Origin of the sequence: Mammaliicoccus sp. G-M28, from assembly GCF_022386595.1 — a bacterium.
GTDB classification, from domain to species: Bacteria; Bacillota; Bacilli; order Staphylococcales; family Staphylococcaceae; genus Mammaliicoccus; species Mammaliicoccus fleurettii.
The window spans coordinates 1-21,897 of record NZ_JAJNIF010000010.1 but is presented as its reverse complement, the minus strand read 5'-3'; the positions used below and the strand labels follow the sequence as shown (position 1 = coordinate 21,897).

Sequence of the window (21,897 nt, the reverse complement as noted above, 5' to 3'; positions counted from 1 at the left end):
TTAGTATAATGAATAAGATGAAATTATTAAAAAAGGACGTGGTTGAATGGTACAAAATAGAAAAATCATCATGGATTGTGATCCAGGTCACGACGATGCGATTGCATTAATAATAGCTGGTGCCAAGTCAAGCTCATTAGATATATTAGCTGTTACAACTGTTGCAGGAAATCAATCAGTTGATAAAAATACAAGAAATGCATTAAATGTGTTAGATATTATGAATCGAGGAGATATACCTGTTTCAACAGGAGCTGATAGACCTTTAATCAAGGAAGCAGCATTTGCAGAAAGTATTCATGGAGAAAGTGGTTTAGATGGTCCTCAATTACCAAAAGTGCCAAATTTAAAAGAAACAAACGAGCATGGCGTAAACGTTATAATTGATCAAGTATTGCAAAGTAATGAACCTATTACTTTAGTAGCAACAGGTCCACTAACAAATATTGCAATGGCACTGATTCAAGAACCTAAAATAGCAGACAATATACAAGAAATTGTTATTATGGGTGGTGGTACATTCGGAAATTGGACACCAACTGCAGAATTTAATATTTGGGTAGATGCAGAATCCGCTAAAAAAGTATTTAAAAGTGGCATTCCAGTTGTAGTCTTTGGTTTAGATGTAACGCACCAGTTATTAGCAGACGATGCTGTAATCAATCGCTTTAACAAAATAGATAATAAAGTATCAGATTTTGTCGTGGAATTATTGAAATTCTTCAAATCAACGTATAAAGAACAATTCGATATGGATGGCGGTCCTATTCATGACGCTTGTACAATATTATATTTATTAAATCCAGAAATATTTACATTACAAAACACATATATCCAAATCGAAACAGATAGTGCGTTAACATATGGAACAATGTCAGTCGATTTGAATAATACGTATCAAAAAGAACCTAATGCAAAATTCGCTACAGAAGTAGATGTTGATTTAGCATGGGACATTATGGAACAAGCATTACGAAGCTATCAATAATCATAAAATTAAAAGCAGTAGAAGATGCAAAGACAACAAACTTGTCCAACATTCTTCTACTGCTTTTATTATTGTTCTTTTAATTCTCCATCGACCATTTTAAAGACTTTATCACAATATGTTGTTAATCTTTGATCATGTGTCACAATAATACATAATTTATTAAGTTCTTTAGTTTCTTTTTTTAATATTTCCATTACTTCTATTGCATTTTCCGTATCTAATGAAGCTGTTGGTTCGTCTGCGAGTATAATTGAAGGATTGGTATATAACGCTTTTGCAATGGCTACTCTTTGTTTTTGTCCACCTGATATTTCATTTGGTAATTGCGTTAATATGTTATCTAGTCCAAGTTGTTTTAATAGCCTTGAATGCTCTTCTTTATTCATCACATCTTTTTTTACTTTTTTAAGTAACTCAAATTGTTGTTGTACAGTTAGAAAAGGGATTAAATTGCTAGTTTGTAATATAAAACCGATTTCTTTTAATCTCAGTTTAGAAAGTTGTTTTTCATTAAATTGATTAATTTCTTGTCCATTTAACGATATCATGCCTTCTGATGGTAATTGTAATGCGCCAGCCATCGTTAAAAGTGTACTCTTTCCAGAACCTGATGGCCCAATAATAGCTACGAGCTCGCCTTTTTCTAAATTAAAATTTGTCGCTTTTACAGCTTCAATTGTTCTATTACCGTCTTTAAATGATTTACTTACATTTTCAAATGTTAACATGACAAGCTCCTCCTAACCTATTACCTTCAGTGGTTCTACTTTTCTAATACTTAATACCGAGAATAAACTTCCTAAAATTGCTACTAATATTAATACAATTCCGTATATAGACATCGTTAAATAATCAAATTTAATCGGCACTGCTTCAGGTAAAAAGGCACCCGTTAAAACTGTTAAGCCAAAGCCTATCAATGTACCTATTAAAGCAATAATAATTGTTTGACTCATAACCGATTTTGCTAAGAAGCCATTCGTTAATCCTTGTGCTTTTAATACGCCAAATAAGTTTCTCTTTTGTAATGTAATTATGTACAAGAAAATACCTATAACCATTGCGGATATAGCAAATAGAAAGACAATCATAAATGTTAACGTTAAATTCTGAGCTTGATAACCAGGTAATTTAGTAACAAAATCTTCTATTTCAATCACTTCTAAATCTTTATTTAATTGCGCATCTTTCCAATTTTTATCTTTAACTACAAGTGCATTGATTTTATCCCCTTTAAACATGGGATTTAATTTGCTAATTGTTTCATCATTCGTAAACAATACAGGTGATGCATTAAATTTAGAACTTTCTGAGAATCCTACTATTTTTAATTTCTCATCACTATTCGAAAGTGATAATTCATCTCCTATTTTGAAACCTTTTGTCTTCAAAGTATGATCTGCTACTACTTCATTATTTTTCTTGAAAAGTTTTCCATCTTCTAGCTTAGGCATAAGGAAACCTTTCGCATCAATTCCAAATACAGTAGCATTTTCTTTTAATTTCCCATCAGTTGCAATAGCAGCTGTTTGTTTTAAACCTTCACTTTTATCGAATTTTCCATTGATATCGTCAGTATTAACAGAAGATTGCGCAACCGTTTGATTGGCATCTTTATTTAAGACAATTGCATCTGCCTTCCAAATATCAATCGCTTCCCTATTCATATTCATCAAGCCATTTGCCAGCCCTGATAATAAGAACAGCAAGTAGCTAATCATAATCAGGACGCCAATAATAAGCCCGAACTTTATCTTATTTCTTCTCATTTCATTCCAAGCTAAGAACATATATCCATTCCTTTCTATAAGACAATAATCAACTGATTTTAGTCTTGCTAATTATAGCACTATAAAAAAAATAAATAAAACACCCTCAATCCGAAAAAATCCAGATTGAGGGTGCTATTAAGTATAATTGAGATATTGTAGTTTGCTGTTTTACGAGCCGAATCGCACGATATCTCGAAAGTCTTCGTGCGTTTAATCTAAGTATTTGCCAATATGTTCCTGATTCAAACTATTTGACTAACCGCTTCATACAACATTATTCTCTTTGCTCTTTTTTAGCATCTTCACATATCCAAACAACCCTATTCCCCATAATAAGAACAATGGGTCCCAGACGAATGCTTGTCCAAATGCTGTGTAATAGTTATGAATTTCTATTATTTTAAACATTTTTAGCCAACCTATTAATGTATTTAAACCGCCATACAATATAAGTACTACACTACCGACTAAAGATACGTAATATATTCTTTTATCGAAATGATTTGTTAAGGTCAGTGGCATGATTGTTGCTAAAAATTTAACTACTGCAACGATTAATAACGCTATATTTATCCAAATTCCGTAATTTGCACTTAATGTAAATACCCAAGTACCTACTGTTGTTAACCCTGCTTCTCCACCAAATCCCCAATATAACGAGAACAGTGAATGTACAATTCCTGCTATGACAAATAATGATATATACTTTTTCATCTTATCACCTATTTTAATCATTTAAATTCTTTGAAGTATGTTTTTATATTTCAATAATTTGTATAGTATGCTTCATCTCTGTTTCCAAATCTTGTGTTCTCCACTCTCTTTGATATCCTAAACATGGACATATATACTGAACGCCACTTTCTTCTATTATACTTCGAAAATGAACGTGCCCCATAATACTATACTTGATTGGATATGTTTCATAAAATTGGTCAAAGTCAGAAGTGCCTATAAACGCATTAAAATAATCAAATATTCTATGTGGCATTGGTACTGCAAATCTTTTATGTGTAACGATATGTGTCATCAAAATAATATTTTTATCTTTTACTTGTTCTAAATCATTTTTAACAGAGGTTGCTGCTAACTTAGACATTTCTAGATCAGATTTTCCCCAATCTATATGTTCTTTATCTAACCACGTTGAGCCATAATATTTTCTTCGTTCTAATCTTTCTAGACTAAACTTTTCATGGTCTGCAAAGCTATAATCGTACCAACCACTATGGCCTACAATTGCCCAATCATCATTGATAATATATGGATTACCAATAATACTCTCAGGTTGCGACTTATAATGTTCAAAAATTTCATAAGAAGATTTATCATCTTGTTCACTTTTCCAATAATCATGATTACCAGGGATAAACAAGACATCTATATTTGAATGGTGTTTTACATTTTGAACAAATTGAACCGTTTGTAAATAATGATTTGAAACATCTCCCGCAATGAGTAACATATCCAAATTCAGACGTTTAATTTCGTTCGTTAAAATGTATTCAAAATCTTGCGGATAATAATCTTTACTTCTATCTATATGCAAATCTGAAATAGCACCAATTCTCATATGCATTACCTAGCTTTCTATAATGTAACCGTATAATATCAATTTTATATTAACATATTCTATGCATATATCCTTTATAATAGAATTGACAAATTTAATGGAGGTACTACTTTGGACATTCAACAATTTGAAAATTATTTAAAAATAGATACTAATAAGTTTAATAAAATAAATCTCGAAAGTTTAAACCATTATATTAAAAGATTTATGTACACTGTGCCCTTTGAAAATATAAGCGTACAGAATGAAACACCTATTTCTGTAGATATTGATAATTTATTCAACAAAATTGTCCATCAACATCGTGGTGGCTTTTGTTATGAAATGAACACCCTATTTCAACATTATTTAACAGAAAAAGGCTTTGAATTAGATCGAATATCAGGTACAGTCCATACACCAGACGATAATTGGAGTAGAGATGGTTCACATATGACTACACTCGTTCATTTAGATAAAGCTTATATAGCAGATGTCGGGTTTGGAGATTTACCAACTGAAGCTATCCCTGTTTCAAGTCAAGATGACGTGCATATTATTAATGACACTAACGGAAATTATTGTGCCATTTTAGATGATTCAGGGGTTATACATCTTCAAAAACAAATAGCTCAAAACCATTGGCGTACTTCATACAAGACAAATGATATACCTAGAGAATGGGACTTTTTCATTGAGCATTTAGACTTTAACGAACATAATCCAAATTCGATATTTGTTCAAAAGTTAATTATTACAATTCCTAAACAATATGGTAGAGTAAGTATGTCTAACGAACATTTAACAATCACAACCCAAAATGATAAACAAAAAGAAGTCGTCACACATGATAATTATAAATTTCTATTAAAAAAATATTTTGGAATAGATGAGAAGATCACTATATTAGAAAGTTGAGGAACAAATTTGATATCTAATAATGAATTACAAGACTTAGATTTATTTGATGTATTGAGTGAACGCCATGGCATAGTCCGTACACATATCGAAAAAATGTGGAATGACACACACGACATACACATCTCTAGTTCAGAATGGTATATTATGGCTAAAATATATAAACATAAACGAAACATAGCTTACATCACTCAACATGTAACAATATCAAGACAAGCCGTACACAAATTCGTGAAACAATTAAACCAAAAAGGACTCATCGATATTCAAGACGTAGACGGTAATAAAAAAGAAAAATCCATCCAACTAACAGCGCTCGGTGAATCATGCTTCTTAGAAAGTAAACAACACAAAAAAATAATAGAAGAGCAGCTCAACACAGCAATTGGCAAAGAAAACGTAGATAAATTAAGAGACATATTGAAGATGGATTGGGATATAGAGACACTGTAATATTAGAGATAAGCAGAAATTTAAAAAATAACCACCTCATTAAACTAACTAAAGTTTATATGATGAGATGGTTATTTTTTGTTTATTAATCCTAAAGCAATGATTGTGAGAAAAGCAATTTGCTTATATATTAATCGTTTTATACTCAATGTATTGAGATAAACCGATACTTCCAAATTCTCTTCCTACACCACTTTCTTTAACACCGCCAAATGGTGCATCAAATCCTGCACTTGCTTCATTAATATTAACCATACCAGTGCGGATTTTTCTAGCAACTTCAATAGCTTCTTCTTGAGATTTAGCCCAAACGCCACCAGAAAGACCGTAATCGGAATCATTTGCAATATTAATTGCATCTTCAACAGTATCGTATGGAATTAAAACAATTACTGGACCAAAAATTTCTTCACGTGCTATTTTCATGTTGTTACTTACATTTCCAAACAATGTTGGTCTTACATAGTTACCTTGTTCTAAACCTTCTATTGGATCCAAGCCTCCAACAACTAATGTTGCACCTTCTTCTTCGCCTAATTTAATATAAGATTTTACTTTCTCCAATTGGTCCTTGTGAATCATAGGTCCAATAAAATGATTTTCATCTTTTGGATTACCTACACTAATAGCTTTAACCATTTTTGCCATTTCAGCTTCAAACTCACTATATCTACTTTTCGGAACTAGTATACGTGTTAATCCAATACATGCTTCTGCATTGTTTCCATAAGATTGAAATTTTAATGATTGTACTACTGAAGAAAAATCAGCATTTTCCAAAATAATAGAAGCGGATTTACCACCTAGTTCTAAACTAAATCTCTTCATCTGTTTAGCAGCATTTGATGCTATGCTTTTACCTGCATTTGATGACCCAGTAAATGCTATTTTGTCTACATCTTTATGCAATACTAGATGTTCACTTGCTTCACGATGAGCCGGGATAATGCTTAATACACCACGAGGTAGCCCAGCTTCTACAAATAAGTCTGCCAAAGCTAAACCATCTAGCGCTGTTTCAGGTGAAAGTTTCAATATAACGCTATTACCTGCCAATAATGCAGGAATTATTTTTACTAATGCAGATTGATGTCGAGCATTCCAGGGTATTACAGCTGCTACAACACCAACTGGTTCAGAAAAAATAATTTGATAATCATTTACTTTGTCTTCCCATTTATAATTTTGAGCTGCTCTAATATAAGCATTCGTTTGCTCTTTCAATGATTGTTGTAAACCTTTAGTAAACCATATAGGACTACCATTTTCAGACGTTATAAGCTCTGCAAATTCATTCGCTTTTTCAGAATGTAACTCATTAAACTTTTTGATGACTTGAATCCTTTCTTCAGGTGATTTATTTGACCACGCTCCACTATCAAATGATTGTTTAGCTTCTCTAATCGCAATATCTATATCATCATTTGTAGCTTCTGGAGCAACACCTGTTAAAGATTGATCATGAGGAGAGTATACTTTTATTTTTTTATCTGTTGTAGGTTTTTTCCATTCTCCACCTATAAATAATTTTTCATAATTTTTCATATTAAAACTCCTTTTTATTTTTTAGTCTAATTATTAATCACCATCCCTTTAACTAAATATTTATTTAGTTAAAGGGTAAATAAAAAACCGGATTTATCGGTCTTTTATAATTGAATTTATAGAATACACTATAACTTCTTGAATTTTTTCATTTGAAACATCAGGATTATCTTCTATCAACCATTTTACTGGAGCAAATAACATTACATTAATAATCTCTACTTCATTGGTTTTTAATATATTTTGTTCAATTGCAACAGAATATAAATCAAATAAAGGTTTAGCTAATTCCATACCTAACGCACGAGCACTTTCAGAAATTAAGCGGTGATTATTTTGTAACGAAAACATAAATTGTCTTTCTTTTGGATACTTTTTGAAATTCTCAGCAAAATGTTTAACTGCTTCAAATAACTTATCTTCAGTTGAACTTACATTTTCTATCTTTTTAGCTAGACCATCATCCATCAATTTTTTAATTTCTACATAAATATTTGAAAGCATATCGGTCTTATCTTTATAGTAAATATAAGGAGTACCTGAACTCACTTTTGCTTGTTTAGCGATTTTCCCAAAAGATAAAGATGTAATCCCTTCTTCATTTACAATATTCAATACTGCTTGAGTAATTCTATTCTTTTTGGCTATGTCTTTATGTTTCATGTCCACAATACTAAACAATCATTTAGTTAAAGTCAAACATTTAAAATTGCAGAATCTAAATAATTTTTTAAACTAGTGTTGAAAACACTTGTTATAGATTGAAATTTGTTGATATTATAGAGAAGTTACATTTTACATTAATTAAAGCAAAAAAATAATTATTCACCTATTTTGTTAACGTATTTCATTTTCGTAAACTTGGTTGACAATATACGCGTTATTCTGCTAAAGTAAGTAAGTTGTTATTTTTGAAAACAAGTGTTACAGAAATATATACAAATACTAATATCACTATGCTTTTGCTAGTTGCATATGCTCTCAGCAAAATATTAATACACAACAATTGTGTATTCACTAGTAAAAGGAGATTAAAGATTTTATTATGATAGCAGAAGTACAAGTCAAAAATCCAAAAACGATGGCCCTAATATTAATGTTAGGTGCTTTTATTGGTTTATTTGGAGAAACAGCATTAAACATGGGTTTAACGAACGTAATGCAAGATTTTGATATAAATGCACCAACTGCTCAATGGTTAACGACTGGTTATTTATTAGTCCTTGCTATACTCGTACCAATCTCAGCCTATTTAACACGTTGGTTTACAACGAGACAACTTGTATTAGGTGGATTTATTATTTCATTTATTGGTACATTATTTGCAGCATTTTCACCAATATTTGCTGTATTAATGCTTGGTCGTGTGATACAAGCTGTAGGAACGGGTATTATCTTACCTGTTATGATGACAGTTATGCTTAACATTTTTCCAATAAACAAACGTGGTGTTGTTATGGGAATTATGGGATTAGTCATTACTTTAGCACCAGCTATTGGTCCAACTTTATCAGGTATTATTATTACAACATTAAGTTGGCATTTCATTTTTTGGTTTAGCGCAATATTTTATGTTATTTTAGCAATCATTGCATTCATTAACATAAGCAATGTATCGGAAATCACGAAACCAAAAATTGACTTTATCTCAATCGCTTTATCAACAATCAGTTTCGCAGGTTTAATATATGCTTTAAGTACAATGGCAGAAATATCTATCACTTCTCCAATTGTATGGTTACCATTACTTATAGCTATAATAGCTTTAATTCTGTTCAGTACACGACAAACGAAAATGAAAGAACCAATGATAAATTTAACAGTATTTAAACACCCGATGTTTACATTAGGTATTATTATGATTTTCTTATTAATGCTTGTTATTTTATCAACTGCCATTTTATTACCTATTTATTTAAAAGGAAGTTTACTATTATCAGCAGCATTAGCAGGTCTAGTGTTATTACCAGGTAATGCTACAAACTTCGCATTATCACCAGTAATAGGATCACTATTCGATAAATACGGTGCAAAATACTTTGGTATAGCTGGATTTTTAGCAATACTAATTGCAAGTGTAGGATTTACAATCGTCATTTCAGCAACAACACCCGTTTGGATCATTCTATGTTTATTCATCGTATTATTTATAGGCGTAACAATGGTTATGATGCCAGCACAAACAAACGGCTTAAATCAACTTCCACCTCAGTTATATGCAGATGGATCAGCAGCAATGAACACATTAATGCAAGTAGCAGGTTCAGCCGGTACAGCATTAGCAATTACACTATACACAATCGGCCAACAACAAGTCACTGGAGGATCTAGTGATTTAGGCGAACGAGAAATCATCGCACACGGAATAAAATTTGTATTTTTCTTTATAAGTGTCGTAGGTGCATTAGGACTTATCACATCATTATTTGTGAAAAAGCCAGATTTCAGTAAATAAGGGTTAAGAGCTGGGACAGATAAATTGTCCCAGCTCTTTTTTTGTATGGAGGAAGTGGAGGTGGGTGTTAGGTGCTGGGTTCGGGTGCTGGTGTGGATTCGGGGTTGGGCTGGTGGTTGGGTTCGGGGCTTGGTCAGCGTAGGTCATGCGCTAACTGGCAGAATTCTGGATTATGCTCCTTAGATTGTTCTTACTGGCAGAATTCTGAATTGTGCTCCTTAGATTGTTCTTACTGGCAGAATTCTGAATTATGCTCCTTAGAAAGCTCTTACTGGCAGAATTCCGAATTGTGCTCCTTAGAATGCGCTAACTGGCAGAATTCCGAATTATGCTCCTTAGATACTAGTTCTTACGGACATTTCTCAGAATTTTGTCCCTAACAACACCTCTTACGGACATTTCTCAGAATTTTGTCCCTTACACTACCTCTTACGGACATTTCTCAGAATTATGTCCCTTACACTACCTCTTACGGACATTTCTCAGAATTTTGTCCCTTACAGCACCTCTTACGGACATTTTTCGGAATTATGTCCCTTAGCACCTTACACACCCCTTCCAACTTAGCACCATCACACTACATAAATCTCTTACCTCCTCTATCCCCACACTAAAAAACACCAATCTGTTAATCGTAATTAACGGATTGGTGTTCTATTTCTATATATGACCTTCTATATCTTAGTCTACTTTTACTTTATTGTCTTGTAATTCTTGCTCGTTCCACCATAATGCATCTTTTGGATTTTTCACGGCATGGTCAAATTCTTTTTCTGATGATACTGTCGGATATGATCCTTTTAATGCTTTTCCTGAAGTTGTCTCAAATAGTACTAGTATTGTTAAAAATCCTATTATACTTACAGCTGTTAAATAATATGCTGGTGCTAATGGATTTTGTGTTGCGTGTACTAACCATGTTGAAACTAACGGTGTTGTACCACCAAATATTGAAACAGACACATTAAATGTAACGGCTAATGTACGGTAACGAACGTCTGTATAGAATATGCTTGGTAATAAACTTGGCATTGCGCCTTCATATGTTGATAAGAAGAATCCAAGTATGAATATACCTAATGATACGAACATTAATTGGTTAAGTCCCATTAAATAGAATGACAATAATGAAAATGCTGTTAAACCAAATGTACCGAGTAGTACGACTTTTTTGTTGCCTACTTTGTCACTTAAGCGTCCGAAGAAGAATGCTAGTGGTACCATTACGACCATTACGCTTGTAATTAATACTGTACTCACTGTAGAAGAAATACCAATTACTTCATCTAAATATGATGGCATATATGAAAGTAGCATATAATTTGTAATATTAAAGAATGCTACTGTGATAAAGCATACGAAAATATCTTTTTTATGATTTTGAATAATTGAACCGAATGATTCTGGTTTTTCTTCATTATCTGATATTTCATTTTCAAAAATTGGTGTTTCGTCTAAGTTTTTTCTTAAGTATAAACCTACTAAACCAAGTGGTGCTCCTAAAATAAATGGAATTCTCCAGCCCCATGCTTGCATTTGTGCATCTGATAATCCAATAAATAAACCACTAGCTAATAATGATGCGAGTATGTATCCTGCTAAAGTACCTATTTCTAAGCCACTACCTAAAACGCTTCTTCTGTTATCTGGAGAAGATTCAGCAATATATACCATTGCGCCAGCGTACTCTCCACCTGTTGAGAAGCCTTGAATAATTCTAGCGATTAATAATAGTACTGGCGCCCAAATACCAATTTGGTCGTATGTTGGTAATAGACCAATTAATAAAGTTGAAGCTGCCATTAATACGATCGTTGTAGTGAGGACTGTTTTTCTACCGAGTTTGTCCCCAATTCGACCAAATATAATACCACCGAGTGGTCTCATTAGAAATGCAATCGCAAATGTAGCGAAAGTAAATACTAATTTCAATTCATCATTTTCAACAGATGTGAAGAAATTTTTACTGATGATAATTGCTAAATAAGAATAAAGACCAAAGTCAAACCATTCCATAGCATTACCAATACCTGTTGCATAAACACTTTTCTTAGTTTGCTTCATATCTACAACATTGATTTTATTTTTGTTGAATTTCATGTGTTAGTAAACTCCCTTTCAATATAGTTATGTATATTAACAGATTGAAAAATTAAAACAACTGTAATAATACACTTTTGTAAAAGGTTATCACTTGTGAAAAGTACCACAAACATACAAGCTTATTAGTCTCATAAGTGGTCAACCAATTTTGTAAAATTTCTCTTTTTTCTTGAATTTTTCGAAAAAATTCCCCTCAACAGACAGTGCAAGAAAATAGTCAGACGCTTAAAATTGGATTATAATGGTAATAACAATTTATCTATAAATGGAGGTTAAATTCATGAAACATTATGATACTTTAATCATTGGTTTTGGGAAAGCTGGTAAAACACTTGCTAAATTTTTAGCGGGAAAAGGTCAACAAATTGCAGTTGTTGAACAAGATTCTAATATGTACGGAGGTACTTGTATTAACGTAGGTTGTATACCTAGTAAAACTTTATTACATGAAGGTACTGAGCATCATTCATTTTCAGAAGCGATGAATCGTAAAAAAGATGTTGTATCTGCTTTAAACAAGAAGAATTTCAATAATCTTGATTCAGGTGACAACATTGATGTATATACGTATAAAGCTCAGTTCAAAGACAATGAAACAGTCATTCTTATAGATAAAAATGATAAAACTGTTGAAACTATTCAAGCGACTAATATTATAATTAATACTGGTAATCGTTCAAATATACCAGACATTAAAGGAATTAAATCTACTGAAAATATTTATGATTCTAAAGGCATAATGTCACTAGATAACTTACCAGAAGAACTTGTAATAGTTGGAGCTGGGTATATTGCCTTAGAGTTCGCGACTATTTTTACAAATCTAGGTAGTAAAGTAAAAGTGATTAATAACAATAAACACGTATTAGTTACTGAAGATAAAGATGTAGCATCTAAAATATATGAAGAGTTTATAAATAGTGGCATTGAATTTATAGACGAAGCTGAGGTTACAGAATTTTCAACTGAAGATAATCGTCCAGTTGTGCACACATCTCAAGGTAAAGTTGTAGGAGATGCAGTATTACTTGCTACTGGTCGTGTTCCAAATACAGACCTTGCTTTAGAAAATACTGATATAGAGCTTGGAGATCATGGCGAAATTAAAGTAAATAAATACTTACAAACTACAGTAGACCATATATATGCAGTTGGTGATGTTAAAGGCGGCGCACAGTTCACTTATATTTCATTAGATGATTACCGAATTGTAAAAGATCATTTAACAGGTGACAAACAACGTACTGCTGAAAATAGAGGACACGTTCCATACACAGTATTTTTAGACCCACCACTTTCACGTATTGGATATACTGCAAGTAAAGCTAAAAAAGAAGGCTATAATATTAAAGAAGGACAACTTGAAGTTAAAAATATTCCACGCCATAAAGTGAATAATGACGATAGAGGATTATTTAAAGTAGTAGTAGACGCAGATACTAATCTGATATTAGGTGCTAGTTTATATGGTAAAGAATCAGAAGAAATTATTAATTTGATTAAACTTGCGATGGACCAAGAAGTACCATATACAACATTAAGAGATAATATATACACACACCCTACAATGGTAGAATCATTTAACGATTTATTTAATATATAGAATATTGGAAAGAAGAGGCTGGGACAAATTAATTTGTCTCAGCTTCTTATTTGTTGGAAGTCTATGTTGGTTGTTGGGCAAGTCTTGATAAGTTCGGGCTCTATTTATCATGTTAGGCCAGTCTTGCAATATTCAGATGTCCTATTTATCATGTTGGACCTGTCTTGATAAATTCACGGGCCCTATTTATCATGTTGGACCTGTCTTGATAAATTCAGACGTTCTATGTTGCTTGTCTGCCTCCACTTGCAATATTCAACCGCTCTATGTTGCTAGTCGGACCTGTCTTGCAATATTCAGACGCTCTAGTTCTCCCTTTTTTCATCTACTAATCGCTTCATTATGGATAATGGTCCGGTTGAAGCAATTGTTGAAATATATTGTACAAATTCATCTATCGAGACTTGTTCATGGTCTGAGACCCAATATTTTATCATCGACATCATAGACCCAATTACATAACTTAAATAATAATTGACTGGTATACCAAAGACATCTTCTTTATTTCCTATTAAATGCATTAAGTTACTTCTCACTATGTCCGCTATTTGTTCTTCAATCTTACTTTTTCTCTCTAAATTAAATATAATTTGATAAAATTCTAGATTTTCACTTATATGCCTAATGACATTTTTTATAATTTTTTCTGAAAAGTCTTCGATAAAGGTTTCAGCATTTTGATTATTTATATCTAATTTTCTAAAATCTACAAAGCTCTTTATTTTTTCAATTTGTTCGTCTTCCATTTCTTCAAGCAACGCATATTTATCTTCATAATTTAAGTAAAATGTTCCTCTATTTACATCAGCTAAATCTGAAATTTGTTGTATTGTAATATATTCAATATTTTTTTCTTTTAATAACTGTATAAATGCATTTTTAATAGCTTTTTTACTTTTTCTAACTCGTCGATCTTCTGCCATAATTTTAAAATCTCCTTTTTTTAATGAACATATATTAAAGTTTTGTTCATTAATAGACGTATTGTTCTTAATTGACCATTGTGTATATGTTGAATTCCATTATAATAAACAATGTTATTAATAATCAACACCATGTTCATTAAAAGGAGATAAATTATGAATATTTTTAAAAAGAAATTATTTTGGCTAACACCTATTATTGCAATCACGATTCTTATACTTTTAGCAATCGCATTTATTCCAGCATACAATCCAGAACCTAAATCCATACCAATTGCGATTGTAAATCAAGATAAAGGGACAACCATGCAAGATAAGAAATTGAATATCGGAGAATCTTTTTCTGAAAAAATTAAAGACAATAAAGATCTTTCTGAAAAAGTGAAATGGATAACAGTCGATAATAAAAAAGATTTAGAACAAGGTTTTAAAGACAATAAATATTACGGCGCATTAATTTTAGATAAGAATTTTTCAAAAGATTCAATGAGTAAAGTACAAAAAACTGTTCAAGATGCAAAAATGAAAGAAATGACAGACAAAATCAAAAGTGGTGAAATCCCACCAGAACAAGCTAAAAAAATGCAAAGTCAAAACAAAGTTGAGCCTGTAAAAGTTAAGCAAGGGCAAGTTGAAATCATTGTGAACGAAGGTGCAAGTATGCAAGGATCACAATTAGCTACAACTATGCTTACAACAATTGGTGACCAGCTTAACATGCAAATCTCAAAACAAAGCATACAAACTTTAGAAAAAATGAGCGTAGACGTTGCACCTTCTGACATTCAAGAGATAACAAATCCTGTAAAAGTTGATAAAAATAATATAAACAAAGTAAAATCACATCAAGGAAATGGAAATATGCCATTCCTCATGTTCACACCAGTTTGGCTAGCATCATTAGTTGGATCTGTGTTACTATTCTTCTCATTTAGAACGAGTAATAGTATTACAGTGAAAAATCGCATAATTGCTTCATTAGGACAATTAGGCGTTGCCATTGCCACAGCATTAGTTGGTGGATTCGGATATATTTATTTCTTAACCGGTATACTAGACGTAACAATTGATCATCCTAATCGAATCGCACTATATATATCCATAGCAATATTGTCATTCATTAGTTTAATACTTGGATTTATGACATGGCTAGGTATAAAAGTAGTACCATTATTTATGGTGTTGTTATTCTTTAGTATGCAACTCATCATGCTACCAAAACAAATGTTACCTCAGTTCTATCAAGATTATATGATAGGCTGGAATCCATTTAGACATTACGCTGACACTCTAAGAGAACTATTGTATTTAAATCATAGTATAGAACTTAATAGCACAATGTGGATGTACATCGGATTTATTATCTTCGGAGGCATATCCACAATCTCGGCAGCAATCATAAGAAAGCACAATCCAAAAAGAACGGAAGTACCATCTTAATAAAAATAAAAAGACCTCTCCCAATCCGATAAACTTACTTTCGGATGGGCGGGTCTTTTTTATTTTGCATCGTTTATTAAAGGGGGAGGTCTTAGGGTTAGTCTTACAATTTCCTAACTATAATATTTCGCGTGCTGCTAATACCGCTTCTTGAGTAAGTTCATGGCTATTTACCCACGTTTCACTCACTGTTGCGTTACGTTCTTTAAATATTTGTATTACGCGTTCGCTTTGTTCTTTTGTTACGATTGGGTCTCTTTCACCCATTGATAAAAAGACATTAAAGTCTGATAGATCTTTATTGTTATTTTGTAAATCTACTGGATATAATGGTGCGAATAGTAATGCTTTTTTGAAAGGTGTTTCTTCTCTTAAAATAATGTTGATTGCGATATTCGATCCGTTTGAAAAGCCTACTGGTATAACGTCTTCTAAGTTAAATTCATATTCTTTTGCAGATTCTTCTATAAATTGATATAGTTCTTTCCCTCTATATTCTAAATCTTCTACGTCATATTCACCTTCAGCTAATCTTCTAAAATATCTTGCCATACCGTTTTCAGATACTTCACCTTTAACACTTAATACACTATAAGTAGGGTCTAACATTTCTGCTAATGGTAACAAATCTCTTTCGTCTCCACCTGTACCGTGTAATAACAAGAATACTGGCTTACCTTGGTCACCTTGTTTAAATATATGATTCATTCTTTTCATCTCCATCCTTATTGTGGTCTTTCGATTGTAAATGTTTTACCGATTTCAGCATAATCATTGCCTGCAAGTCTGCTTACTGCGCCTAATTCATCTTTAATAATATAGCCATTATCATAAATCGCTTCATCGAAATGATAATATTTTATTTCTAAAAGTAGTAAGTCTGATACAGGTTGATCACCATTTTTAATGACGATATCTTCTTTTAACACTGCTTCAAATCGTACTTTACTTTGTTTTAAACCTAGAACTGAAACTTCAACAGAATTTACAGTTTCAAATTCAGTGCGATCCATTTCACTTTCATCCGGACCTAATAACGCTGCCGTTTGATTCGCATCTTCTACATTATCTGTATCAACGATATGCACAACCGCTTCTTTATTCTGTAAAATATTACGTGCTGTATCTTTCGGTTCACCGTTCACTCTTTGTACTGCTATAGACAATATTGGAGGGTTCGAAGATACAATGTTGAAAAAGCTAAATGGTGCTATATTCAACAATCCACTGTCAGATTGTGTTGTAACAAGTGCTATCGGTCGTGGAATGACAGAACCAATTAATAATTTATAATTTTCTTTTTGTGTGAGTTCTTCAGGTCGTAACTTCTTCATTAGAACCTCTCCTTTTAATGTCATTATTATTTTCTGCTAGTATCAAATGGTTTAACTTCAGATTCAATGAAGTCACGTTTTGCTTCTAAGAATGGTGGTAATGCTAGGCTTTCACCTAATGTTTCATAAGGTTCGTCTCCCATAAATCCTGGTCCATCTGTAGAAACTTCTATTAATATATGTCCAATTCTTGCATATAAAGCTTCAAAATAGAAACGATCAACATTACCTGAGTTACCAATACGTAATTCATTATATTTTTCTTCCCATGCTTTAATTGCATCATGGTCTTTCAATCTGAATGATACGTGGTGAACTTCTCCGTAACCTTGTCTTGCTTCTGTACTTTGGTCATCTTTTCTTAAAATCACTTGACCACCGTTACCGCCTTCTCCAACTTCAAGAAGTGTTACATCATCTTCTTCCATAATTGGTGTCATACCGAAGACTTGTTTCATTACAGATTTAAAGTCATCATAATAACTTACTGTAATTTCAATTGGGCCTAAACCATAGATTGCTTTATCTTCAGGTACTGGACCATTTTTCCAAGGAATACCTGGTTTAACACCTTTATTTAATTCGTCAGAAATTAATTGGTATCTTTGACCATCTTCTTCTTCAAAAGGTAATACTTTTTTACCAAATAAATCTTGTGTACCGTCATGTTTTACGCCAAATTCTTCAAAACGATTCAAGTAATATTCTAGGGCTGCATCATTAGGTACTCTGAATGCTGCACGGCTAATTGAGTTTGTACCTCTGCTACCTTGAGGGTTGTTTGGAAAATCAAAGAATGTCATGTCTGTTCCTGGTGAACCTTGATCATCTGCGAAAAATGTATGATACGTATAAATATCATCTTGGTTTACTGTTTTCTTAACTAAACGCATACCTAAAATTTCTGTGAAAAATTTATAGTTTCTTTCTGCATCATTTGTCATTGCTGTTACGTGGTGGATTCCTAAAAGTTCATTGTTATTCATTATAAATTCCTTCTCTCTTTTATTTTTATATTTGATTTTATTTCGATTTCGAAATAATTTGATGTAAAAAATTATGCGCCAATCCTACTCAGTAGAAAATGCGCTTATCTTTTTGAGTGCTCTGCGAAATATAGCAAGTTCTTCGTCATCTAATATAGAGAATGCTTTCTCTATCGTTTCAGCATGTTGTGGAAAAATCTGTTCCATGAGCGCATGCCCTTTTTCAGTAAGTACAGCATACGTAATACGTTTATCTTCAGTATCTTGTCGACGTGTTACATAAGCTTTCTTAACTAATTGGTCAATGACATAAGTTGTACTACTACTTGCTATTAGAATACGTTGTTTAACCTTTTGAATAGGCTGATCACCTTTATGATACAAAAGTTCCATCACAGCAAATTCAGTAATATTCAAACCATAGTTCTTCATATCTTGCTTCACAATACGGTCTAACGTGTCATTCGTACGCTTTATACCTACTAAAGCTTTTAATGATTCCTCTGTTCGGTCCATGTCATCACCTATCTGTATATTATTTCGATTTCGAGATAATTATAACGTGGCTAAAAATAAAAGTCAACAGTTTTGAGTATAAAAATTATACTAATTTGAAAATATGGTGATATCGGGATATTTTGGGGGCTCTATTTATCTTGTTGGACCAGTCTTGCAATATTCAGACATTCTATGTTGCTAGTCGACTCTGTCTTGCAATGTTCAGCCACTCTATGTTGCTAGTCGGCCCTGTCTTGCAATATTCAGCCGTTCTATGTTGCTAGTCGGCCCTGTCTTGCAATATTCAGCCGTCCTATTTATCATGTTGGACCTGTCTTGATAAATTCTCGGACTCTATTTATCATGTTGTGCCAGTCTTGATAAATTCACGGGCTCTATTTATCATGTTGGACCAGTCTTGCAATATTCAGACGTTCTATGTTGCTAGTCGACACTGTCTTGCAATGTTCAGACGCTCTATGTTGCTAGTCGGCCCTGTCTTGCAATGTTCAGACGCTCTATGTTGCTAGTCGGACCTGTCTTGCAATGTTCAGCCACTCTATGTTGCTAGTCGGCCCTGTCTTGCAATATTCAGCCGTCCTATTTATCATGTTGGACCTGTCTTGATAAGTTCAGCCGTCCTATTTATCATGTTGGACCTGTCTTGATAAGTTCAGCCGTCCTATTTATCATGTTGGACCTGTCTTGATAAGTTCGGGCGTTCTATTTTTTCAATATTCTAATAAATTTAATTTATTTGCTTTTTAAAAACTAATAACATATAATCCTTATTGAAATACTATGTTTTATAATAATTAATATTGGGGTAATGGGATGAAGGCTTTTGATTTAATTGGAAATACACCGCTCGTACTATTAGAGCATTACAGTACTGACAAAGTAAAAATATATGCCAAACTAGAAAGTTATAACATAGGCGGAAGCATCAAAGATAGATTGGCTAAGCATTTAATTGAACAAGCAATTGCTCAAGGTGAACTTAAATCTGGGGATACAATAGTAGAAGCTACTGCTGGTAATACTGGTATTGGACTTTCTATTGTAGCTAATCATTACAATATCAACTGTGTTATCTATGCACCTGAAGGATTTTCTGAAGAAAAAATGAGTATAATGAAAACTTTAGGTGCTGATGTTAGAAGAACACCTCGTTCTGAAGGCATGATTGGTGCTCAACAATATGCTAAGAAATTCGCTCAAGATCATAATGCTTATTACATTAATCAATTTGGAAACAAAGAAAATCCACAAGCTTATGTAAATACATTAGCATCAGAAATACTTGAACAATGTCCTGACATCAATTACTTTGTTGCTGGTGCTGGTTCAGGAGGTACTTTTGCAGGAACCGCTTCAGTAATGAAACAACATGATGTCCGTAATATCATTGTAGAACCTGAAGGCAGCATTCTAGTTGGTGGAGCAGAACATTCTCATGATACTGAAGGCATTGGTGTTGAAAAGTGGCCGATTTTTCTAGATCGTTCTTTAATTCATGACATTAAAGTCATTAGTGATCAAGATGCATTTAACAATGTGTCTGGACTTGCATTAAATGAAGGTATTCTTGCTGGTAGCTCATCTGGTGCAGCACTGGAAGCAGCAATACAAGTTTCCAAAGAAATAGAACAAGGACATATCGTTGTTGTCTTCCCAGATAGTAGCGATCGTTATATGTCTAAAAATATATTTGACTACGGAGGAATATAAAATGAATAAAAAAACTTTACTTATACATGGTGGAAAAACAACTGACGCATATACTGGAGCTGTAACAACACCAATATATCAAACGAGTACATACGAACAAGATGCTATTGGTGAATTGAGACAAGGATATGAATATTCTAGAACTGCTAACCCTACTCGTACTGCATTAGAAACTTTAATTGCTGATTTAGAACATGGTACAAATGGTTATGCATTTGGCTCAGGAATGGCAGCTATATCTGCTGTTATTATGTTATTAGATAAAGGTGACCACATTTTAATAAACTCAGATGTTTACGGTGGTACTTACCGTGCCTTAACTAAAGTGTTCACACGCTTTGGCATTACTTTTGATTTTATCAATACAACTAACATCGAAAATATCGAATCTTCTATTAAAGAAGAAACTAAAATGTTATTCGTAGAAACACCTTCAAATCCTTTATTACAAGTTACGGATATTAAAGCAGCAAGCAATGTTGCTAAAAAGCATCACATCTTAACTGTTGTTGATAATACATTTATGACACCTTATTATCAAAATCCTTTAGATTTAGGAGCAGATATCGTACTTCATTCTGCAACAAAATATTTAGGTGGTCATAGTGATGTTGTTTCAGGACTCGTTGTTACTGCAAATGAAAGTCTTGGAGAAAGAATTGGATTCATCCAGAACTCTACTGGAGGTATACTTGGACCACAAGATAGCTACTTATTAACACGAGGTATTAAAACACTAGGTTTAAGACTAGAACAAATTAACCGTAACGTTAAAGAAGTTGTTGAATTATTGAAAAATCACGACAACGTTGTTAAAACTATCCACCCATTAAACGAAGACCATGTTAACCGTGATGTACATTTTGAACAAGCATCAGGATATCCAGGTATCATTTCTTTTGAAGTAGCAGACGTAGAAAAAGCAAAAGAAGTTATAAAATATACTAAACTATTCACTTTAGCAGAAAGTTTAGGTGCAGTAGAAAGCTTGATTTCAGTACCAAGTTTAATGACACATGCATCCATACCAGCTGAAATTAGACATAAAGAAGGCATCGCAGACGGTATGATCAGACTATCTATAGGAATAGAAGATACAGAAGACTTAGTAGCAGACTTAAATAACGCATTAAATCAAATATAAAATGTATAACCCTAGGACGCGTATAGATAAGATACGCGTTCTAGGGTTTTTTTGTAGGAATTATAATGGAATAATCGGTATCAATTGGCGTGCTATTTATCATGTTGTGCTTGTCTTGATAAGTTCACGAGCTCTATTTATCATGTTGGACCTGTCTTGATAAATTCACGGGCTCTATTTATCATGTTGGACCTGTCTTGATAAATTCAAGGGCTCTATTTATCATGTTGTGCCAGTCTTGATAAATTCACGGGCTCTATTTATCATGTTGGACCTGTCTTGCAATATTCAGCCTCTCTATGTTGCTAGTCGACCCTGTCTTGCAATATTCAGCCTCTCTATTTATCATGTTGTGCCAGTCTTGATAAATTCACGGACTCTATTTATCATGTTGGACCAGTCTTGCAATATTCAGCCATCCTATTTATCATGTTTGCCACGTCTTGCAA

At 32.8% G+C, this 21,897-nt stretch carries 20 protein-coding genes; 8 read left to right on the top strand and 12 right to left on the bottom strand.

All coding sequences use genetic code 11. The annotated features are described in order from the left end of the window. The first annotated feature begins 46 nt into the window (after positions 1 to 46). Positions 47 to 988, top strand: a complete 942-nt coding sequence (locus tag LQ609_RS09355) for a nucleoside hydrolase (RefSeq protein WP_078358427.1) — start codon at positions 47 to 49, stop codon at positions 986 to 988. Between the two features lie 68 nt (positions 989 to 1,056). Here LQ609_RS09355 and LQ609_RS09350 read toward each other — a convergent pair whose 3' ends face one another. The 4 genes from LQ609_RS09350 to LQ609_RS09335 form a co-directional block, all read right to left on the bottom strand. Next, positions 1,057 to 1,719: an ABC transporter ATP-binding protein gene (locus LQ609_RS09350; protein WP_078358426.1), complete on the bottom strand. Its 663-nt coding sequence runs from the start codon at positions 1,717 to 1,719 to the stop codon at positions 1,057 to 1,059. Between the two features lie 12 nt (positions 1,720 to 1,731). Further along, entirely contained in the window at positions 1,732 to 2,781 is a 1,050-nt protein-coding gene (locus LQ609_RS09345; protein ID WP_239734641.1) for an ABC transporter permease, read from the bottom strand. A gap of 246 nt (positions 2,782 to 3,027) precedes the next feature. Continuing rightward, a complete protein-coding gene (locus LQ609_RS09340) occupies positions 3,028 to 3,498 on the bottom strand; it encodes a DUF3995 domain-containing protein (protein WP_239734640.1) in 471 nt (156 codons plus the stop codon). Positions 3,499 to 3,520: 22 nt separating this feature from the next. Next, the gene (locus tag LQ609_RS09335) at positions 3,521 to 4,336 is read right to left on the bottom strand and encodes a metallophosphoesterase (RefSeq protein ID WP_078358437.1); all 816 of its coding nucleotides are present in this window, start codon (positions 4,334 to 4,336) and stop codon (positions 3,521 to 3,523) included. 111 nt (positions 4,337 to 4,447) lie between these two features. On the opposite strand from LQ609_RS09335, the gene LQ609_RS09330 reads away from it, so the two are divergent. Both LQ609_RS09330 and LQ609_RS09325 read left to right on the top strand, forming a co-directional pair. Beyond that, positions 4,448 to 5,233, top strand: a complete 786-nt coding sequence (locus LQ609_RS09330; RefSeq protein WP_239734639.1) for an arylamine N-acetyltransferase family protein — start codon at positions 4,448 to 4,450, stop codon at positions 5,231 to 5,233. Positions 5,234 to 5,242: 9 nt separating this feature from the next. Further along, a complete protein-coding gene (locus LQ609_RS09325) occupies positions 5,243 to 5,686 on the top strand; it encodes a MarR family winged helix-turn-helix transcriptional regulator (protein WP_239734638.1) in 444 nt (147 codons plus the stop codon). Between the two features lie 123 nt (positions 5,687 to 5,809). On the opposite strand, the gene LQ609_RS09320 is transcribed toward LQ609_RS09325, so the two are convergent. Together LQ609_RS09320 and LQ609_RS09315 are read right to left on the bottom strand one after the other, a co-directional pair. After that, on the bottom strand, positions 5,810 to 7,231 hold the full coding sequence (locus LQ609_RS09320; RefSeq protein ID WP_239734637.1) for an aldehyde dehydrogenase: 1,422 nt from the start codon (positions 7,229 to 7,231) through the stop codon (positions 5,810 to 5,812). 93 nt (positions 7,232 to 7,324) lie between these two features. Continuing rightward, complete coding sequence (locus LQ609_RS09315; protein WP_239734636.1) at positions 7,325 to 7,894, bottom strand: TetR/AcrR family transcriptional regulator; 570 nt, start codon at positions 7,892 to 7,894, stop codon at positions 7,325 to 7,327. 382 nt (positions 7,895 to 8,276) lie between these two features. Here LQ609_RS09315 and LQ609_RS09310 point away from each other — a divergent pair, with 382 nt between their 5' ends. Next, the gene (locus tag LQ609_RS09310; RefSeq protein WP_239734635.1) at positions 8,277 to 9,686 is read left to right on the top strand and encodes a DHA2 family efflux MFS transporter permease subunit; all 1,410 of its coding nucleotides are present in this window, start codon (positions 8,277 to 8,279) and stop codon (positions 9,684 to 9,686) included. Between the two features lie 681 nt (positions 9,687 to 10,367). Here LQ609_RS09310 and LQ609_RS09305 read toward each other — a convergent pair. Continuing rightward, positions 10,368 to 11,786: an MFS transporter gene (locus LQ609_RS09305; protein WP_078358534.1), complete on the bottom strand. Its 1,419-nt coding sequence runs from the start codon at positions 11,784 to 11,786 to the stop codon at positions 10,368 to 10,370. A 283-nt stretch (positions 11,787 to 12,069) separates the two neighbouring features. On the opposite strand from LQ609_RS09305, the gene merA reads away from it, so the two are divergent. Further along, positions 12,070 to 13,392, top strand: coding sequence for a hypothiocyanous acid reductase MerA (gene merA, locus LQ609_RS09300; RefSeq protein WP_239734634.1), 1,323 nt, complete (start codon positions 12,070 to 12,072; stop codon positions 13,390 to 13,392). A 305-nt stretch (positions 13,393 to 13,697) separates the two neighbouring features. On the opposite strand, the gene LQ609_RS09295 is transcribed toward merA, so the two are convergent. After that, a complete protein-coding gene (locus LQ609_RS09295) occupies positions 13,698 to 14,315 on the bottom strand; it encodes a TetR/AcrR family transcriptional regulator (RefSeq protein ID WP_208144119.1) in 618 nt (205 codons plus the stop codon). Positions 14,316 to 14,471: 156 nt separating this feature from the next. On the opposite strand from LQ609_RS09295, the gene LQ609_RS09290 reads away from it, so the two are divergent. Next, positions 14,472 to 15,755 carry a YhgE/Pip domain-containing protein gene (locus tag LQ609_RS09290; RefSeq protein WP_239734633.1) on the top strand — a complete coding sequence of 428 codons (1,284 nt, stop codon included), beginning with the start codon at positions 14,472 to 14,474 and terminating at the stop codon, positions 15,753 to 15,755. 117 nt (positions 15,756 to 15,872) lie between these two features. Here the strand turns inward: LQ609_RS09290 and mhqD are convergent, their stop codons facing one another. From mhqD to LQ609_RS09270, 4 genes are all read right to left on the bottom strand, one after another. Further along, positions 15,873 to 16,463, bottom strand: a complete 591-nt coding sequence (gene mhqD, locus LQ609_RS09285) for a methylhydroquinone degradation carboxylesterase MhqD (protein WP_078358530.1) — start codon at positions 16,461 to 16,463, stop codon at positions 15,873 to 15,875. Positions 16,464 to 16,480: 17 nt separating this feature from the next. Next, positions 16,481 to 17,089 (bottom strand): flavin reductase family protein, encoded by a 609-nt coding sequence (locus LQ609_RS09280; RefSeq protein WP_239734632.1) that lies wholly within the window; start codon positions 17,087 to 17,089, stop codon positions 16,481 to 16,483. Between the two features lie 26 nt (positions 17,090 to 17,115). After that, positions 17,116 to 18,075, bottom strand: a complete 960-nt coding sequence (gene mhqE, locus LQ609_RS09275; protein ID WP_239734631.1) for a ring-cleaving dioxygenase MhqE — start codon at positions 18,073 to 18,075, stop codon at positions 17,116 to 17,118. Positions 18,076 to 18,159: 84 nt separating this feature from the next. Beyond that, positions 18,160 to 18,591 carry a MarR family winged helix-turn-helix transcriptional regulator gene (locus tag LQ609_RS09270; protein ID WP_078358527.1) on the bottom strand — a complete coding sequence of 144 codons (432 nt, stop codon included), beginning with the start codon at positions 18,589 to 18,591 and terminating at the stop codon, positions 18,160 to 18,162. An 816-nt stretch (positions 18,592 to 19,407) separates the two neighbouring features. Here LQ609_RS09270 and LQ609_RS09265 point away from each other — a divergent pair. Together LQ609_RS09265 and LQ609_RS09260 are read left to right on the top strand one after the other, a co-directional pair. Then, positions 19,408 to 20,304, top strand: a complete 897-nt coding sequence (locus LQ609_RS09265; protein ID WP_239734630.1) for a PLP-dependent cysteine synthase family protein — start codon at positions 19,408 to 19,410, stop codon at positions 20,302 to 20,304. Position 20,305: 1 nt separating this feature from the next. Continuing rightward, the gene (locus LQ609_RS09260; RefSeq protein WP_239734629.1) at positions 20,306 to 21,448 is read left to right on the top strand and encodes an aminotransferase class I/II-fold pyridoxal phosphate-dependent enzyme; all 1,143 of its coding nucleotides are present in this window, start codon (positions 20,306 to 20,308) and stop codon (positions 21,446 to 21,448) included. Positions 21,449 to 21,897 lie beyond the last annotated feature (449 nt).